Here is a 16374-nt window from a genome sequence, read left to right on the forward strand (position 1 = left end):
CACTATTGATAATAGCTAGATTACTTTGTTAACTAAGGCTTGGACAGAACCTTCACAGTTGGCACCTCTTAACTCAGAAATGCCCCTTTTCAAGTTATTTAACTGAAAAGAATGTTCAGTTTTAACTTGAGAAACTAAAGTTCGCTCTGACCCAACAAAAATTGGATGGTCATACGGAACTGGATTCATTAGAACAGGCATGTTTGTATTATGGAGATAGATATGCGCAATCAAACCATTCATATAGAATCGATAGACTTCTCTATCATGTACTTTTAGTTTGATGGGAGCAAAATTATGTGCCGGCCCCTCTGTTGTTAATTGAATTAAAGTAGTAGGAAATAAACTCAGATCGTCTTCGCTTTCCCCTATAATAATTTGTCTTAATTGTTCTTTTTGGTTTCTGTTTAATATTATGTCTTCAAGTTCAGGTAAGGTTGAAACCGCAGCTCGCCATAACAAACTTAAAAAGTACTTTCTGATTTTTCTCGGTTCACTAAAGCTCACAACGGTTAGCTCATTTTTTGAATGAGTTGCTTGCATCCTCACTTTATCACTTGACCAAAGTAAGCCTTGCGCTCTGAGTTCATCTATCGCATGAGAATCAATATCGGATAAAAAATCTTCACCTTCTCTAATTACAATTGATTTATCATACCAACTATCAGCACGCTTGATAAAACGTTTCTGTGGGGCTTTTACGTCTGGTTGAAGGAACTTATTCCCTGATTTCTTAGGCCTAGTTAAAGACTTAGGAATGATATGAGATTTAACATATTTTCCTTCTTTTCCTGTTAATTGACATATACCCACTAAATAGATCCTTATTAATAACTGTTTCATTTCAAATGTAACAACTAACTTGTTGCTAAAGATATACTTTTAATCATTTTAGAAATTAAAAAAAGGATAAAAACGACCAAACGGCTCGTTTTTTTGAATATAGGGCAAACACAAAGCAACTGGACATAAAATCAGTGCTGAAAAATAATTTTGTAATGACCGTTGATCACTCTTTTGAGGCATTTGCCTAAACACTTTTTGGGGCAGAAACGACTTACGTTGATGGGCCGCCTTGTTCTTTTGACTGCCGCTCAATCGTTGCCATGTTTGCTAATGTTCTAATGCTAATGCCTGTATTACTTTAAATCGCTTGTACACCTTGCTCAAGTAGGCCTGCATCTTTTAAGTAAGCTTCAATATCAAGGTAAGTTGAAAGCATTGTCATGGCTTTGCTTTTGTCTTGCTCTTTTGTGGCATTTAGCATGGCATTGACCATCACATTGCCAAGCTTAAGCTGCTCTTCGTCGTCGAGCTGCATCAGGGTTGGTTGGTAGCCCACACGCATCAGCATGAACTAGTTTGATAGCAGAGGTCTTAAAACCTTATTAAAGATCATCCCTTCCTAGTATTTTTAGAGTTAGCCAATGATATGCATGTTGTCTTCACAGAATTGATTTGATTGTCTAATAAAAGTAGGTGTGAAGAGTTATAGAAATAAAAAAACTCTCAGACTTTTAATTAATCTTGCAGGGTTATATTTCAATTTTTATGCGGGGTTACACTACAAATTTGCAGACTTATACTTCAAACAACAAAAAGAGGAGATTGGGTGGTAGTCTTACCAGCCACATCTCGGCACACAAGTCACACGCTGTGGCTGCTCCCTTCCGGGCCTGACCAGGTTCACATGCTATTGTTGCGAGAGGACCAATAAGACCACCATAGTGGGCCTTGTTGGGCGCGGGGTAATTATCTCTAGAATTGTTATCAGTTACAAGGAAAAACTCATTAATTACGACCAACTGCTTAAACATCAAACAATTGGTCGTAGTAATTTACTCAGCTAACTGCTTTTGCAAGGTCACTAAACGTTGTTTTACCTTTTTCATATTATTTGGCCCCATACGTAAAAACTGCTTTTGTACATCACTTAACTGCTCCCATTCAGGATACGCATAGCGATAAGTTACTGAGTTTTTGATCAAGGGTAAGGTCGTTTCAGGCACTGGGGTGTCTAATAGCTCTTCAATGGCTTGTACCAGCACACCGTTAAATTCATCACCTTCGTAACCAATCTCTTCGTAGGCTTCTACAATAAGGGGTTGAAATTGCTGATATAAGCGGACAATTTGTGCAGTACTTAGATTAGCAAACATGGTGGCATATGGGGTATAACGCTCATAACTATTAGGGTCTGTCACTATGATATCGTCTTCTAACGCCATAAATGCCTCTGCTGGGCGATTTACTGGCATGTGCTTTTTCGCTATGGTCCCTTTGGCGGTATTATCAACAAATACCACCATGCGTCTGATCATGTCATCTGATACAAACAACTCAACCGACTTTTCTGCCATGTATTCTGCAATACGATTGCGTACCGCGTTATCGCTATCGTCCAGCTTCAAAGGCGCTGGCGCTGCAATGTTAACTTTTGCAACCGGCTCTGGCTGCACTAGGCTCGGCTGCGTATTAATCGTGGTATTCGCTTGCTGTTGAGATGCCGTGTTTTCACTATTTGACGCATTCACTGCTTGCTCTGCACTGGACTCTGCTTGCTCCGGTTTTAACCCTGCCGTATTCAGCTGTGGGACTTGTGCTGCGGGTACTACAACATCTTGCTCAAACTTTTTATTTTCCTTCGGATTATCTTTTTTCATCGATAATACAAAAACCGCCACCACAATAAGGGCCATAGCAGCAATCGCCGCAAGCAACATTTGGCTTTGAGAAGGCTTTGATGGGGAGGAATGTTCTGACATAGCAGCTCCATTAATTGGTTTAAAAACAATATTCTTTGAATATTTTAAAATAAAAACATAAAGTAAAGGTAACAAACTTTACTTGCAAGAGTACAGCCATACATTACTGACGACGTTTGTACCAAAAAGTTCATTCTATTAAAGGGGATTTATGAGTATAAAGCAACGCAATTCAGATAAACCAAAGGTTGCTCTGTTACTCACCGGAGGCGGCGCCCGAGCTGCATACCAGGTCGGCGTACTAAAAGCGCTCGCGCAAAGTATGCCTCGCACAGCGCCATTACCTTTTCAAATCATCAATGGCACGTCAGCAGGAGCCATCAATTCTGCCGCTTTAGCCTGTTATGCTTCATGTATGCATTTGGCCGTGCGTAAAATAGAGTGGGTTTGGAAGAACTTTCATACGCACATGGTTTATAAGAGTAATTTTAGTGGCGTTTACGGCAGAATATTCTCTAATATCATGCGCAGCTTTAAAGCTGAATTTTTAAACTTGCCTCCAGCCAGCTTACTCGATAACACCCCGCTACGTACGCTGCTCAGTGAGGTATTAGATTTATCTCGTATTGACCGAAACTTACATAGACATTATTTAGAAGCGGTGTCCATCACCGTATCTAGCTATTCTACCGGAAAATCAGTGGCATTTTATCAAGCAAATAATGTTCAACCATGGCAACGCTCAAAACGAGAAGGAGTTGCTGATAATATTACGCTTGATTTGCTCATGGCATCCAGTGCTATTCCTATGCTGTTTCCCAGTGTTCGAGTAAAGCATCATTATTACGGCGATGGATCAATCCACCAGCTTTCACCACTAAGTCCATCGATTCATTTAGGTGCAGAAAAAATATTCATTATTGGTGTTGAACAGCCAAAGCCGCATCAACCTCTGGGCTACGAGCCGCATTTCCCTGGTATGTCTACCGTTGCTGGGCATTTACTTGATAGTGTTTTCAGCGACACATTACAGTCTGATTTAGAACGGCTTGAACGGGTTAATCGTACCGTGGGGTTACTACCAGCACGAGATAAACATAAGGAGTTAAAACAAGTGTCTACGCTATTAGTCAACCCGTCTGAAAACTTTACTACGTTAGCTTCAGAGTACTATGATGATATGCCTATGGCAATAAAACTACTATTGCGTGGAATTGGTATAAAAAGGCATTCTCAATCAAGTTTATCCAGTTATTTATTATTTGAAAAAGCCTATACACAGAAGCTAATGGAAATCGGTTTTAACGATGGTATGGCTCAGCTTGACGAGATCAGAGCATTTTTACACTTAGATAAAAAATAAAGTGCACTTATGCCAAGCCCTCGAGTAAATATTGCTCTGCCCGTTCAACTCGTCTTGGTTTGCCTTTTAACAATAAAATATCGTTAACCAATAACATTGTTTCCTCAACGGGCGAGTCTATCTCTTCACCATTGCGACGCAATGCGGTGATCACAACTCTTTGCTTATCCAAAGCCAACTCTTTAATGGTTTTATTCACAGCATAGGCCGATTCAGGTAAAGCGATAGCATGAAGGTACTCAAGCCTATCGGTCGAGTGCTCTGATAAGTCAGCACTGTCACCCGCAAAAAAACCATGCAAGTACTCATACCTATTTTGTCGCTCTTTGCTTACCCGCTTTAAAATCCGGCGCATCGGCACACCCGACATATACAACACATGCGATACCAGCATTAAGCTTGCTTCTAGCGCTTCAGGTACCACTTCAGTCACCCCTAGCTGCTTTAACGCTTCTAAATGAATGTCGTCTCTCATGCGTACTAAAATCTTTACCTCAGGTGCGGCTTGTTTTACTGAATCTATGAGCTTTTGACATTGCTCAAAATCACCACAAGTAATGATCAACAACCGTGCTTTATCTACACCCGCCGACTCCAATATGGCTTTTTGTCCTGCGTGGCCAAACAATACGGGTTCGCCCGCTGTTTGCGCTTCTTGCACCAGTATTGGATTGCGCTCTATTGCCACATAAGGAATGGCTTCAGGCTTCAAAAACCGGGTGATCGTTTGCCCTACTCGCCCGTAGCCAAGGATCACAACATGATCATTTAACGCGTCGACTCCTAAGCCATGATGAAAGTCACCTGAGAAGCGCTCCTTGTCTAATTTAAACCAACTGAGAATGCGCTCAGTTTGTTCAATTAAGTATGGCGTCAACGCCATTGAAAGCACCCCTAAAGCAATTAAGAAGGAGGCAATATTGGCATCCAACAGTTGATGTTTGCTGGCAAGCGCCACCAGTACAAAACCAAACTCGCCCATTTGCCATAATAAAATACCGGTTGCAATAGCATCTTTTTTACGCTCTCCCATCAATTGCGCAGAAACCATAATGATCAACAGCTTAAAAAATAGCAATGCGCCTAATGCAAGTACAATGTATAAAAATGAAGACACAACATAAGGTATATCAAGCTGCATACCGACGGTGACAAAGAATAACCCCATCAAGATATCGCGAAACGGTCGTATCTCAGCTTCTAATTGATGTCGATATTGACTTTCACCTAACATCATTCCAGCTAAAAAAGCGCCTAATGCCATCGATAAACCAAACAAGTAAGTTAATCCACCCGCACACAATGCGACAACCAATGTGGTTAGCACAAATAGCTCATCAGTTCTAACTAACGCTACTTCATTGAATATTTTAGGTAGTAACCACTTACCTACAGCCCATAAAAACACACATACTAGTGCGCCTTTGGCCAATGCAAGACTCAAAGCGCCGACGAGTACTTGATTGTCTGATTGCGCAATTAAAGGAAAAGCAATAAGCAACGGAACTACGGCAATATCTTGAAACAGCAACACACCAATTGCGAGCTGGCCACTGCGTAAATTAAGTGAACCGGATTCTTTCAATAACTTTACAACAACTGCCGTTGACGAGAGCGCGACTAAGCTTGCAATAACAAATGCTTCAAGCCAATTGAATTGCAAAAACCACAATAGTGCAGTACCTAATAACGTGGTCAATACAACCTGTAAACTACCTAACCCGAACACCAAATGACGCATTGCCATTAATCTAGGAACTGAAAACTCTAACCCAAGACTAAATAATAAAAACACGATGCCAAGTTCAGCTATAAAGTGCATTTCATAGCTAATCGTCATCCAGCCAATACCATGGCTGCCAGCAAGAATACCTGTCACTAAATAGGCTAAGATTGCAGGTAAACCAACGCGTTTAAACAACCACACTAAAATTACAGCGGCAAGTAATAGCGCAAACACTTCGGCAAATATAGTCTGCAAACAGCCTCCTGAGCGTCAAAAAGTTGCTAATTAAATGAACAAGCTTTCATTAACTATAGCAAGCAGCTGTTTTTCAGCCAGTTTAAATTTATGGCACGAATTTAGCTTTATATTTCCCATCATTGTATTTAGGGGAATTATAAATGGAGAATGTCCATATTTTGACTCAGCGAATGCCCACGCGTGGCGACTATTTGCCGTTCAGTAACGAGCAATTCACGAGTCAGCCAGAGCCTACTCATCGCTTAGTTGAACAGTTACAAACAACATTACAGCTCGATGAGCAGCTCACCTTGTTTGCCGACTATGCAAAACGTATTATTAAATTATCTGGCCTACAGTTCCACTCCTCCTTAGGCGTGGCGCAAATGAAAGATAGTGACAATCAATATACACCTTATACTTTTGATCTTGAGCTTAATGGTGAGCACTTAGGGCAACTCGTTTATTTTTGCCAGTATCAATTAAGCAGCAGTATTCAGAACAAATTACGTCATTTACACAGTGCACTACTTTATCCTCTTCGCAATGCACTGATGTACAGCCGAGTTTTACAGCTAGCAACTAAAGATTCATTAACAGGGCTTAACAACCGTAGTCAATTTAATGACAATCTTGCACAAAAGTTAGAGCGTAGCCGGCGCCACCACCGTAGTTTTAGTTTAATGATATTAGATTTAGATAACTTTAAAGCAGTCAATGATGTACATGGGCACAAAGCTGGTGATGATGTACTCATTGAATTTGCCAATATTCTAAAACAGTCAATTAGAGCAACTGACAGCGTGTATCGATTTGGTGGGGATGAATTTGCGGTGTTAATTGATGACCCTGAATTTCCTACTAATAAATTAATCGCAGAGCGTATTATGGCAACCGTGCAACGGTGTGGTCTATTAGCAAATTTTGGTGTAACAACCAGTATTGGATTTACACTGGCTGCAAGCCATGATTGTGAAAACGTAATATTTTCACGAGCAGATAAAGGTTTATACAAAGCAAAAGCGGCGGGACGAAACTGCGCTCGCGCAGTTTGATAATCACAGGCTCAGCCCCCCTAGCTGAGCCTTTTCTCACTCACTTACCTATTATTTATTCAGTTTACTGACGTACATATGATAGAAAAATAACAGCAATGCCATACCAAAAAAGAAGCCATTTATCACCCATGCTAACGCTATAAATGTCGGAAGTTCAGTGACGATGATCAGTACCAAAGGCGCCAATACGGCCATAATAAAAAAGATACCCCCTTTACCATGCCAATAAGCCAACAGGGTCACACTGGTCAATTGACCGAGCAATACAGCATAAATGACATTGTTGATATTCATTGCTTGATTAAGGAATAACATCAAAAAAATAAGCCCAGTGAGCAATAATGCCCAAGGGGATTGCTTAGCCAATGAAGCGCCAATCTTCAGATTATCTATCACTGCGTTCTTCCCAATAAATTCCACACTCTTGCGTTACGTGATCGTGGTTAAAATAATACCCAACCACTTGTACCAGCACATCGTTATAATAAATCAGTGGCACCAATGCACGCTGCCAAGTCGGCACTTTGGCATCTTTCAACCAATGCTTAACCGTGTTTCGTCCGGGTTTAAATTGCGGTTTTATTTTATCGTTTAAACACCCAAACCTAATCGACACAACTTCATCAGTGCGCGGCGCTCGAATCCCTCTTCCTTGCTTTACGCATAAAACATAGCCTGTTTCAAACATCACAGTATCTAGGCCGACATTGCTTTTTTCAATTGGCTTATCTTGGGTGACGACCCAGTACAGCAGGCCTCTGTAACGTTTGATTGAACCCAACTTTAAATCAATACTTAATTGCGCATCTATTTTACTCGTTAGGCTTTGTACTAGAATCTGTTCAAGCTGCACCAATGACGGCATTGCCACATTATGCAGTGCTAACCACGCTCTAACGACGTTCTTTTGCCTTAACGGTGAAAGGTCCGCTAATTTTGCTAAATCAACACATCGCGACTCTCTTTGATTACAGATACTAAGGGCTAAATCATCTTGCGTGATTTCATCAATAAGTTGCTGCTGTTGCTGCAATAGTTGAATGCTTCTCAACGCACTAGGTAACAAACCTGAAAAACGCGTTTTTAATTGGGGAATTATTTGGTTACGCAAGAAATTTCTATCAAAGTGATCATGCTTATTTGATTCATCCTCAATATGAGAGAGTGCATAGTGCTCAGCAAATGCTTCTATGTCATCACGACTTACATGTAGTAAAGGTCGGATACACTCGCGTCCATTGGGTAGCTGAGTACGCGCTCGCATCGCTCCTAACCCAAGTAAACCAGACCCTCGCTTTAATCGTAATAGAAAGGTTTCAAGTTGATCATCGCCATGCTGACCCAATACGATAAGTGCATCATCAGATGCCTGATTATGCAATGCTTTATAGCGTACATCACGTGCCTGCGCTTCAACACTGTGCCGAGCTTTATGTTCAACATCAACATATTCATACTTAAATGGCACTTGTAACTGTTTGCATAGCCTGTCGCAAAAGTGTAGCCAATCGTCAGCATAGACTGATAAACCATGGTGAACATAAACCGCTTCTATGTCCACATTTGTTGTGTCTCTTAAAGCCACACATAGATGCAGCAATACAACTGAATCAACGCCACCCGATAAAGCAACACATAATGTTTGCCGCGTTGGGTTTAGCTGATGTAGCGCAGTATTAAACTGCTTAAATAAAAAACTCGATTTCATAATATAGAACGCAAAAAAGCCGCTATTGCGGCTTTTTACGCTAATTCATCTTACTTAGCAATAACCGAAAGACATTAGCCTGTTATAACGTTGCTCCAACATTTCTTCTGTACTTAATGCCTGAAGATCTGTCAGGTCGCGTTTTAACTGCGCTTTCAAGTTTTTCGCCATCACATCATAATCACGATGCGCACCACCTAGAGGCTCATCTACAATACTATTGATGAGATCTAATTCTTTAACGCGCGTAGCTGATACACCCATAGCTTCTGCAGCTAGTGGGGCTTTATCTGCACTTTTCCAAAGAATTGAAGCACACCCTTCTGGAGAAATAACCGAGTAAGTGCTGTATTGCAACATATTGACTCTGTCACCTACACCAATTGCTAAAGCGCCACCAGAACCACCCTCACCAATAACGGTACAAATAGTCGGTACTTTCAATGCAGCCATAACTTTTAAATTACGGGCAATTGCTTCACTTTGACCACGTTCTTCAGCACCCACGCCAGGATAAGCGCCTGGGGTGTCAATGAAGGTAATAATTGGCATTTTAAAGCGCTCAGCCATTTCCATTAAACGTAAGGCTTTACGGTATCCTTCTGGCTTGGGCATACCAAAGTTACGCTTAATCTTCTCAGCTGTATCACGCCCTTTCTGTTGACCAATGATCATGACCGGCTGACCTTCAAAGCGTGCAACACCGCCTAAAATAGCAGGGTCATTCGCGAATGTTCTGTCGCCAGCAAATTCATCAAATTCAGTGAAAATACGTTCAATGTAATCTCGAGTATAAGGACGAAGAGGATGACGTGCCAATTGAGAAACTTGCCAAGCACCTAAACCAGAAAAGATTTTTTCTGTTTGCTCAACATTCTTCTCTTTCAGTCGAGAAATTTCATCTTCTAAGCTCAGATCTAAACTACCTGAACGGCTAACATTTTGTAATTCTTTAATTTTTGCTTCCAATTCTGCAATTGGAAGCTCAAAGTCAAGATAATTGAGACTCATGCTCTAAACTACCTATTAATTAAAATTCTAGTTCTATTTCTTGCGCCGCCATTTGCGACAACCGAGTTATTAGGTCATCTGTAGGCGTCACACACCATTCGGTCCCAAGCGTTAGCTCTGCTAACGCATCTGGACGCTGGTACATAACTTTTATTGGACATGTACCAAATTTATAAGGTTCTAACACTTTTCGCAATTTATCGAAGAAGTTTTCGTCTATTTGCACCATATTTAGCGTCATTTTAATTGCTCTAATACGTTTTTCACGTGCTTGAGCTATGGTACAGACATCTCTGGCAGTCATTGTAATGCCACCAGAGAAGTTATCAAAGCTGACCTGTCCAGATATTACCAAGATTTGGTTAATTTGCAGCAATTCTTGGTATGTTTCAAACTGTTCAGGGAATAAGCGTACATCAATTCGGGCACTTTTGTCATCTAAAGTTATTAACCCCCAGCGATTCCCTTTTTTATTTATTAACGTACGCGCATTAATCACTAAACCAGCAGCTGTTGACTGCACATCTCTATTCGTTGGCTGCAAATCAACTAATTTACCCGATGTATAGTGCCTCAATTCTCGTCGATATTGGTTTATAGGATGACCCGTTAAGTAAAGCCCTAACGTTTCTTTTTCCCCATCTAACCACTCATTGTCAGTCAGAGGCCTTGCCAGTACAAAGGCTTGCTCAACTTCTTCCGGTTCTACAGCCAACAATCCAAATAAGTCAGACTGACCAATCGCTTCTGCTTTATGGTGTTGCTCCGCAGACTTCATGGCATCTTTTACGCTAGCAAGTAACGTTGCTCTTCCTGCTTGTGTGCCATCTGGCCCTAATTTATCCAATGCACCGGCATAAATCAGCTTTTCTAGTACACGTTTATTTAACCGCTTTAAATCGACACGTGCGCAAAAATCGAATAGATCTTTGAATTCACCACCTTGTGCTCGACACTCCAAGATGGTGTCTACTGGCGCTTCACCAACGCCTTTAATAGCACCAATACCATAGACGATCTCACCTTTTAAATTTACAGTAAATTTATATTCACCAGCATTTACATCAGGTGGTAACAAGGTCAACTTCATGTTTTCACATTCATCAACCAAAATAACTATCTTTTCGGTGTTATCCATGTCTGCTGACATAACCGCAGCCATGAACTCAGCAGGAAAATGCGTTTTCATCCACAATGTTTGATAAGACACAAGTGCGTAAGCGGCCGAGTGAGATTTGTTAAAGCCATAACCTGCAAACTTCTCAACCAAGTCGAAGATTTTCATCGCCAACTCACCATCTACACCGTTATTGACTGAGCCTTCTTCAAATGTTGAACGCTGCTTGGCCATTTCTTCTGGTTTTTTCTTACCCATCGCGCGGCGTAACATATCGGCCCCACCAAGCGTGTAACCAGCCAACACCTGGGCGATTTGCATTACTTGTTCTTGGTACAAGATAATGCCATAGGTCGGCTCGAGAATAGGCTTTAAGCTCTCATGCTGCCACTGTACGTCGGGATAAGAAAGCTCTTCACGGCCATGCTTTCGGTCAATAAAGTTATCTACCATGCCCGACTGAAGTGGACCGGGTCGGAACAGCGCAACCAGTGCAATCATGTCTTCAAAGCAGTCAGGTTTCAAGCGTCGAACCAAGTCTTTCATACCGCGAGATTCTAACTGGAACACCGCGGTTGTTTCAGCGCGTAACAGCAGCTCAAAACTCTTACGGTCATCCAATGGAATAGCAGCAATATCTACATGCTCTTTGCCTTCTCGGGTAAGACGTTCATTGGCCATATCGAGCGCCCACTGCAAAATCGTCAGTGTTCTCAAGCCTAAGAAATCAAATTTAACCAACCCAGCAGTTTCTACATCGTTCTTATCAAATTGAGTAACGGGAAACTTCCCTTCATCATCACAGTACAACGCGGCAAAGTCGGTTATTGTCGTCGGAGATATAACCACACCACCGGCGTGTTTCCCTGCATTTCGTGTACAGCCTTCTAAAATTCGGCACATATCAATGAGATCTTTTACTTCCTCATCGCTGTCATATACTTCAGGTAAGCGGGGTTCTACATCAAATGCTTTCGCAAGGGTCATACCAGGGTCACCAGGTACCAATTTAGATATCCGGTCAACAAAACCATACGGATGGCCAAGTACCCTACCTACATCACGTATTACCGCTTTTGCGGCCATAGTACCAAACGTGATGATCTGAGACACCGCATCTCGGCCATACAACATGGCAACGTGATCAATGACTTCATCTCGGCGGTCCATGCAAAAGTCGACATCGAAATCCGGCATTGATACACGTTCTGGGTTCAAGAACCGTTCAAAAAGTAGATCGAACTCAAGTGGGTCCAAATCGGTGATCTTCAAGGCATAAGCAACCAGCGAGCCTGCACCAGACCCGCGTCCAGGTCCTACTGGAATATTGTTATCTTTACTCCATTGAATAAATTCCATTACAATTAAAAAGTAACCCGGAAACCCCATCTGGTTTATAACGTCTAACTCTAATTGCAGTCGTTCATCATACTCAACGCGCTTTGATTGTCTGTCCTGTTCATCAGGAAATAAAAACAGTAACCGTTCTTCTAAGCCATCTCGGGAGACCTTAACCAAGAAATCGTCAATTTTGAGCTCCCCAGTTGGATAATCTGGGAGGAAATAAGTCCCCAGCTGAACGGTGACGTTACATCGTTTTGCTATTTCAACGGTATTTTGCAATGCCTCAGGAATATCACTAAACAACGCCTGCATTTGCTCTGCTGTTTTTAAATACTGCTCTTTAGAAAAACGTTTAGGCCTGCGTTTATCTTCCAGTGTATAACCGTCAAATATCGCCACACGAATCTCATGAGCATCAAAGTCAGCTTCATGAAGAAACACCACTTCATTCGTCGCTACAACAGGTAACCCTCGCGTAGTTGCAAGCTCCACAGCCGCATGCAAATAGGTTTCTTCATCGGCTCTACCTGTACGAATGAGTTCTAGATAGAAATTATCAGCAAAATGTTCTTCATAAAATTGCACCGTTTCATCTACGAGTTGTGGGTTACCTTTTAGGAGCGCTTTGCCTACATCGCCATCTTTACCTGCGGAGAGTAAAATCAATCCTTCTTTATGTGCAGCCAACCATTGCTTATCAACAACAGGACGGTGAAATACGTGGCCCCGTTGGTATGCTTCAGATATTAATAAGGTGAGGTTTTTGTATCCAGTATTGTCTTTGGCTAACACCACTAAGCGTGACGGTTCATCGGGAAACTGGTCGCTCTTAAGCCAAATATCAGCACCAACAATGGGTTTAATACCTGCGCCGTGCGTTGTGCCATAAAACCGTACTAAACCACAAAAGTTCATTTGGTCCGTAATCGCAATCGCAGGCAACTCTAACTCTTGCGCTCTTGCAACAATAGGCTTCGTTTTTGCCAAACCATCAACCATTGAAAAGTCACTATGAACTCTTAAATGCACAAAATCAGGTACTGCCATCGTTATTCCTTACCTGCAATAATACGCTGAACAGGCTTAAAGGTTGTTCTATGATGCGGTGTTATGCCATGCGCTTCAAGCGCTGCAAAATGTGCCTTTGTTGGATACCCTTTATGTGCAGCAAAGCCAAATTCAGGAAATTCAGCGTCTAACTCCAACATTTCATTGTCGCGGGTGACCTTTGCCAAAATAGATGCAGCGCTGATTTCCGCCACTAAACTATCTCCTTTTACCACGCTCTGAGCAGCCATTGTTAATTTTGGTAAACGGTTACCATCAATAAAAACAAAATCTGGCTGAATCGCTAACCCTTCAACAGCACGACTCATCGCAAGCATGGTGGCATGTAAAATATTAAGCTCATCAATCTCTGCCACTGACGCACGCGCAACATAATAGCACAGCGCTTTTTCTTTAATTTCTTCCGCCAATGCAATGCGTTTTTTCTCTGATAACTTCTTTGAGTCAGCTAAGCCATCAATAGGTTTATTCGGATCTAAGATCACAGCAGCGGTCACAACATCGCCAACCAGGGGGCCTCGACCAACTTCATCTACGCCGGCAATAAATTGTACATCTGGACGTTCAACTTGCATCTATTAACTCCGCTACGGCTTTTGCAGCCTGTTTACTTGCATCTAGCCTAATATTCTCATGTATCTCATAGAAGCGTGCAACGAGCGCTTCACTCTCACCCCTGAGCATTGGTAACAATGCATCAACTAACGCGTCAGCATTACATTCTTGCTGTAAAAACTCTGGTACCAATGGTGCATCAGCCAATAAATTTGGCAAAGAGAAGTACTTTATATTAAATGTAAAAAAGTGCTTAAATATCCAGTAACTTGATGGTTTAAACTTGTACCCTACTACCATTGGTTTTTTATATAGCATGGCTTCAAGTGTTGCCGTGCCTGACGCCAATAACACAGCATTAGCAGCCGACATTGCTTCGCTTGATTGCCCTTCTAATAACAAAGGTCGTAAGTTTGGCGCAACCTCTGCTAACACAGATTCAAATTGTGCTTTTCTTTTCGCGTTGACAAGCGGTACCACTACTTTTAACTCTGGCAGTTTATCTTTAAGTAGTTTGGCTGTTTCCAAATACGTACTGCTTAATAAGCCAACCTCAGAGCCTCTGCTGCCTGGAAGAAGTGCTAACACTAAGTCATCTTCAGCGAGGCCTAACTTAGCTCTGGCTGCGCTGGCATTCACTTTAAGTGGAATTTCGTCAGCAAGTGTATGTCCTACGAACGTACACGGTACATCATGTTTGTCGTAGAATGCCTTTTCAAATGGCAGTAATGATAAAACCAAATTAGTTGCTTCTGCTATCGTAAAAATGCGCTTTTGGCGCCATGCCCATACGGAAGGGCTCACATATTGTACTGTTTTTATACCCGCTTTTTTAAGTGGCTTTTCGACTCGTAAATTGAAGTCCGGTGCATCAATACCAATATAAACATCAGGCGGATTATCAATAAAATGCTGAATAAGCTGTTTGCGTATTTTTAACAGACGAGGTAGGCGCCCTAACACTTCAACCAATCCCATGACTGCCAGTTCTTCCATATCAAACAGTGTTTTACAGCCCGCTTGCTGCATTTTAGGTCCTGCAATACCCACAAACTCTGCATGAGGATAATGTTGCTTTAAAGCATGAATAAGGCCTGCGCCCAATATATCGCCCGACAATTCGCCCGCTACAATACCTATGGTTAATTTATTTTTATTTATCATGTCTATTATCTGAGTTTGTATAAATAAAAACGCCATACAAATTAATCTGTATGGCGTTCATCAATAACGTTTTATCACGGCCGATTTAACGAATAATACCGCGATCTGATGTATCTAGAAAATCGATCATCTGTTGTACCGCTGGAAACTGCTTTGCATCTTCTTCAAGTGACAGTACTGCTTCTTCAAGGGTATAACCTTTGCGGTAAAAAGCTTTGTATGCACGACGCACCGCCATCACTTCATCACTATCAAAACCCCGACGTTTCATACCTTCGGTATTAATAGCCGCAGGTTTTGCCGGCGTACCTGTTGTGGTTACGAATGGAGGCACATCTTTGTTAACACCTGAGTACATACCGATAAATGCATGGGCGCCAATTTTACAAAATTGATGAACCCCAGTATTGCCCGCAAGAATAACCCAGTCACCGACATGAACATGTCCTGCCACACTAGCGCCATTAGCAAAGATAACATTACTGCCTATTACTGCATCATGCGCAACATGCGTATATGCCATAAATAAGTTATTGCTACCAATTCGCGTAATACCTTGATCTTGAATTGTACCCCGATGGATTGTCGCACACTCACGGATCACATTATTGTCTCCAATAATGAGCTGTGTCGGCTCATCCTTATACTTTTTGTCTTGGCAAGCTTCACCTACTGACGCAAACTGGAAAATATGATTGCCTGAGCCAATGGTTGAAGGTCCCTTAATAACAACATGCGACTCGATGATACAATTATCACCCAGTTCGACATCATGACCAACGTAACTATATGGACCAATGGTTACGTTGTTGCCTAATTTCGCACCCGATTCAATAATCGCAGTAGGATGGATCACTATTATAACTCTCTTCTCGCGCACATTAGCTCGGCACTGCATACTACTTTGCCGTCTACTTTTGCTTCACCGTGAAACTTCCAAATGTTACGGCGCTCTTTTACAAAATCGATATGCAAATGCATGGTATCACCAGGTAATACTGGTTGCTTAAAACGTGCATTATCGATCGCTGCAAATAAGTATAGTTCACTCTCGCTGCGATTTTCCACCGTTTTAAACCCGAGTAAACCAGTGGCTTGTGCCATTGCTTCTAAAATCATCACACCGGGGAAAATAGGTTGTCCAGGAAAATGACCAGTGAAAATAGGCTCGTTCACTGTTACATTTTTGATCGCATGTAGATATTCACCCGCTTTGTAGTCAATAACTTTATCAACCAATAACATTGGGTAACGATGAGGTAATAGCTTTAAAATTTCTTGTGTATCAAAGCTGTTTAATTCGTTTGCCAAAGTAGCA

Annotated in this window: 14 protein-coding genes and 1 other RNA gene; 2 read left to right on the forward strand and 13 right to left on the reverse strand. The window is 41.7% G+C overall.

Features of this window, described 5'->3' with window-relative positions; genetic code table 11:
* Window positions 1-15: 15 nt before the first annotated feature.
* The 4 genes from PAUR_RS13720 to PAUR_RS13735 form a co-directional block, all read right to left on the reverse strand.
* Window positions 16-843, reverse strand: a complete 828-nt coding sequence (locus PAUR_RS13720) for a hypothetical protein (protein ID WP_192508250.1) — start codon at window positions 841-843, stop codon at window positions 16-18.
* 301 nt (window positions 844-1144) lie between these two features.
* Window positions 1145-1354, reverse strand: coding sequence for a hypothetical protein (locus tag PAUR_RS13725; protein WP_192508251.1), 210 nt, complete (start codon window positions 1352-1354; stop codon window positions 1145-1147).
* A gap of 265 nt (window positions 1355-1619) precedes the next feature.
* An RNA gene (gene ffs / locus PAUR_RS13730) (signal recognition particle sRNA small type) lies at window positions 1620-1716 on the reverse strand.
* 122 nt (window positions 1717-1838) lie between these two features.
* The gene (locus PAUR_RS13735; protein ID WP_192508252.1) at window positions 1839-2765 is read right to left on the reverse strand and encodes a DUF3014 domain-containing protein; all 927 of its coding nucleotides are present in this window, start codon (window positions 2763-2765) and stop codon (window positions 1839-1841) included.
* A 151-nt stretch (window positions 2766-2916) separates the two neighbouring features.
* Between PAUR_RS13735 and PAUR_RS13740 the strand changes: the two genes are divergently transcribed.
* Complete coding sequence (locus PAUR_RS13740) at window positions 2917-4068, forward strand: patatin-like phospholipase family protein (protein ID WP_192508253.1); 1152 nt, start codon at window positions 2917-2919, stop codon at window positions 4066-4068.
* A 7-nt stretch (window positions 4069-4075) separates the two neighbouring features.
* Here PAUR_RS13740 and PAUR_RS13745 read toward each other — a convergent pair whose 3' ends face one another.
* On the reverse strand, window positions 4076-6049 hold the full coding sequence (locus tag PAUR_RS13745; RefSeq protein WP_192508254.1) for a monovalent cation:proton antiporter family protein: 1974 nt from the start codon (window positions 6047-6049) through the stop codon (window positions 4076-4078).
* Window positions 6050-6192: 143 nt separating this feature from the next.
* Between PAUR_RS13745 and PAUR_RS13750 the strand changes: the two genes are divergently transcribed.
* Window positions 6193-7086, forward strand: coding sequence for a GGDEF domain-containing protein (locus PAUR_RS13750; protein ID WP_192508255.1), 894 nt, complete (start codon window positions 6193-6195; stop codon window positions 7084-7086).
* Window positions 7087-7137: 51 nt separating this feature from the next.
* Here PAUR_RS13750 and PAUR_RS13755 read toward each other — a convergent pair whose 3' ends face one another.
* From PAUR_RS13755 to fabZ, 8 genes are read right to left on the reverse strand one after another with little or no spacing between them, the layout of a single operon-like run.
* Entirely contained in the window at window positions 7138-7485 is a 348-nt protein-coding gene (locus PAUR_RS13755) for a hypothetical protein (RefSeq protein ID WP_192508256.1), read from the reverse strand.
* A complete protein-coding gene (tilS, locus tag PAUR_RS13760) occupies window positions 7475-8797 on the reverse strand; it encodes a tRNA lysidine(34) synthetase TilS (RefSeq protein WP_192508257.1) in 1323 nt (440 codons plus the stop codon). The genes PAUR_RS13755 and tilS overlap by 11 nt, the downstream gene beginning before the upstream one ends.
* 54 nt (window positions 8798-8851) lie before the next feature.
* Window positions 8852-9808, reverse strand: coding sequence for an acetyl-CoA carboxylase carboxyl transferase subunit alpha (gene accA / locus PAUR_RS13765; protein WP_192508258.1), 957 nt, complete (start codon window positions 9806-9808; stop codon window positions 8852-8854).
* A 19-nt stretch (window positions 9809-9827) separates the two neighbouring features.
* Window positions 9828-13316 carry a DNA polymerase III subunit alpha gene (dnaE, locus tag PAUR_RS13770; protein ID WP_192508259.1) on the reverse strand — a complete coding sequence of 1163 codons (3489 nt, stop codon included), beginning with the start codon at window positions 13314-13316 and terminating at the stop codon, window positions 9828-9830.
* A gap of 2 nt (window positions 13317-13318) precedes the next feature.
* On the reverse strand, window positions 13319-13912 hold the full coding sequence (rnhB, locus tag PAUR_RS13775) for a ribonuclease HII (protein ID WP_192508260.1): 594 nt from the start codon (window positions 13910-13912) through the stop codon (window positions 13319-13321).
* Window positions 13902-15092 (reverse strand): lipid-A-disaccharide synthase, encoded by a 1191-nt coding sequence (gene lpxB / locus PAUR_RS13780; protein WP_404821688.1) that lies wholly within the window; start codon window positions 15090-15092, stop codon window positions 13902-13904. The genes rnhB and lpxB overlap by 11 nt, the downstream gene beginning before the upstream one ends.
* 49 nt (window positions 15093-15141) lie before the next feature.
* Window positions 15142-15912: an acyl-ACP--UDP-N-acetylglucosamine O-acyltransferase gene (lpxA, locus tag PAUR_RS13785; protein WP_192508261.1), complete on the reverse strand. Its 771-nt coding sequence runs from the start codon at window positions 15910-15912 to the stop codon at window positions 15142-15144.
* Window positions 15913-15914: 2 nt separating this feature from the next.
* Entirely contained in the window at window positions 15915-16367 is a 453-nt protein-coding gene (gene fabZ, locus PAUR_RS13790) for a 3-hydroxyacyl-ACP dehydratase FabZ (protein WP_192508262.1), read from the reverse strand.
* Between the last annotated feature and the right edge of the window lie 7 nt (window positions 16368-16374).

The sequence above is a fragment of the Pseudoalteromonas aurantia 208 genome (genome assembly GCF_014858725.1).
Taxonomy (GTDB): domain Bacteria; phylum Pseudomonadota; class Gammaproteobacteria; order Enterobacterales; family Alteromonadaceae; genus Pseudoalteromonas; species Pseudoalteromonas aurantia.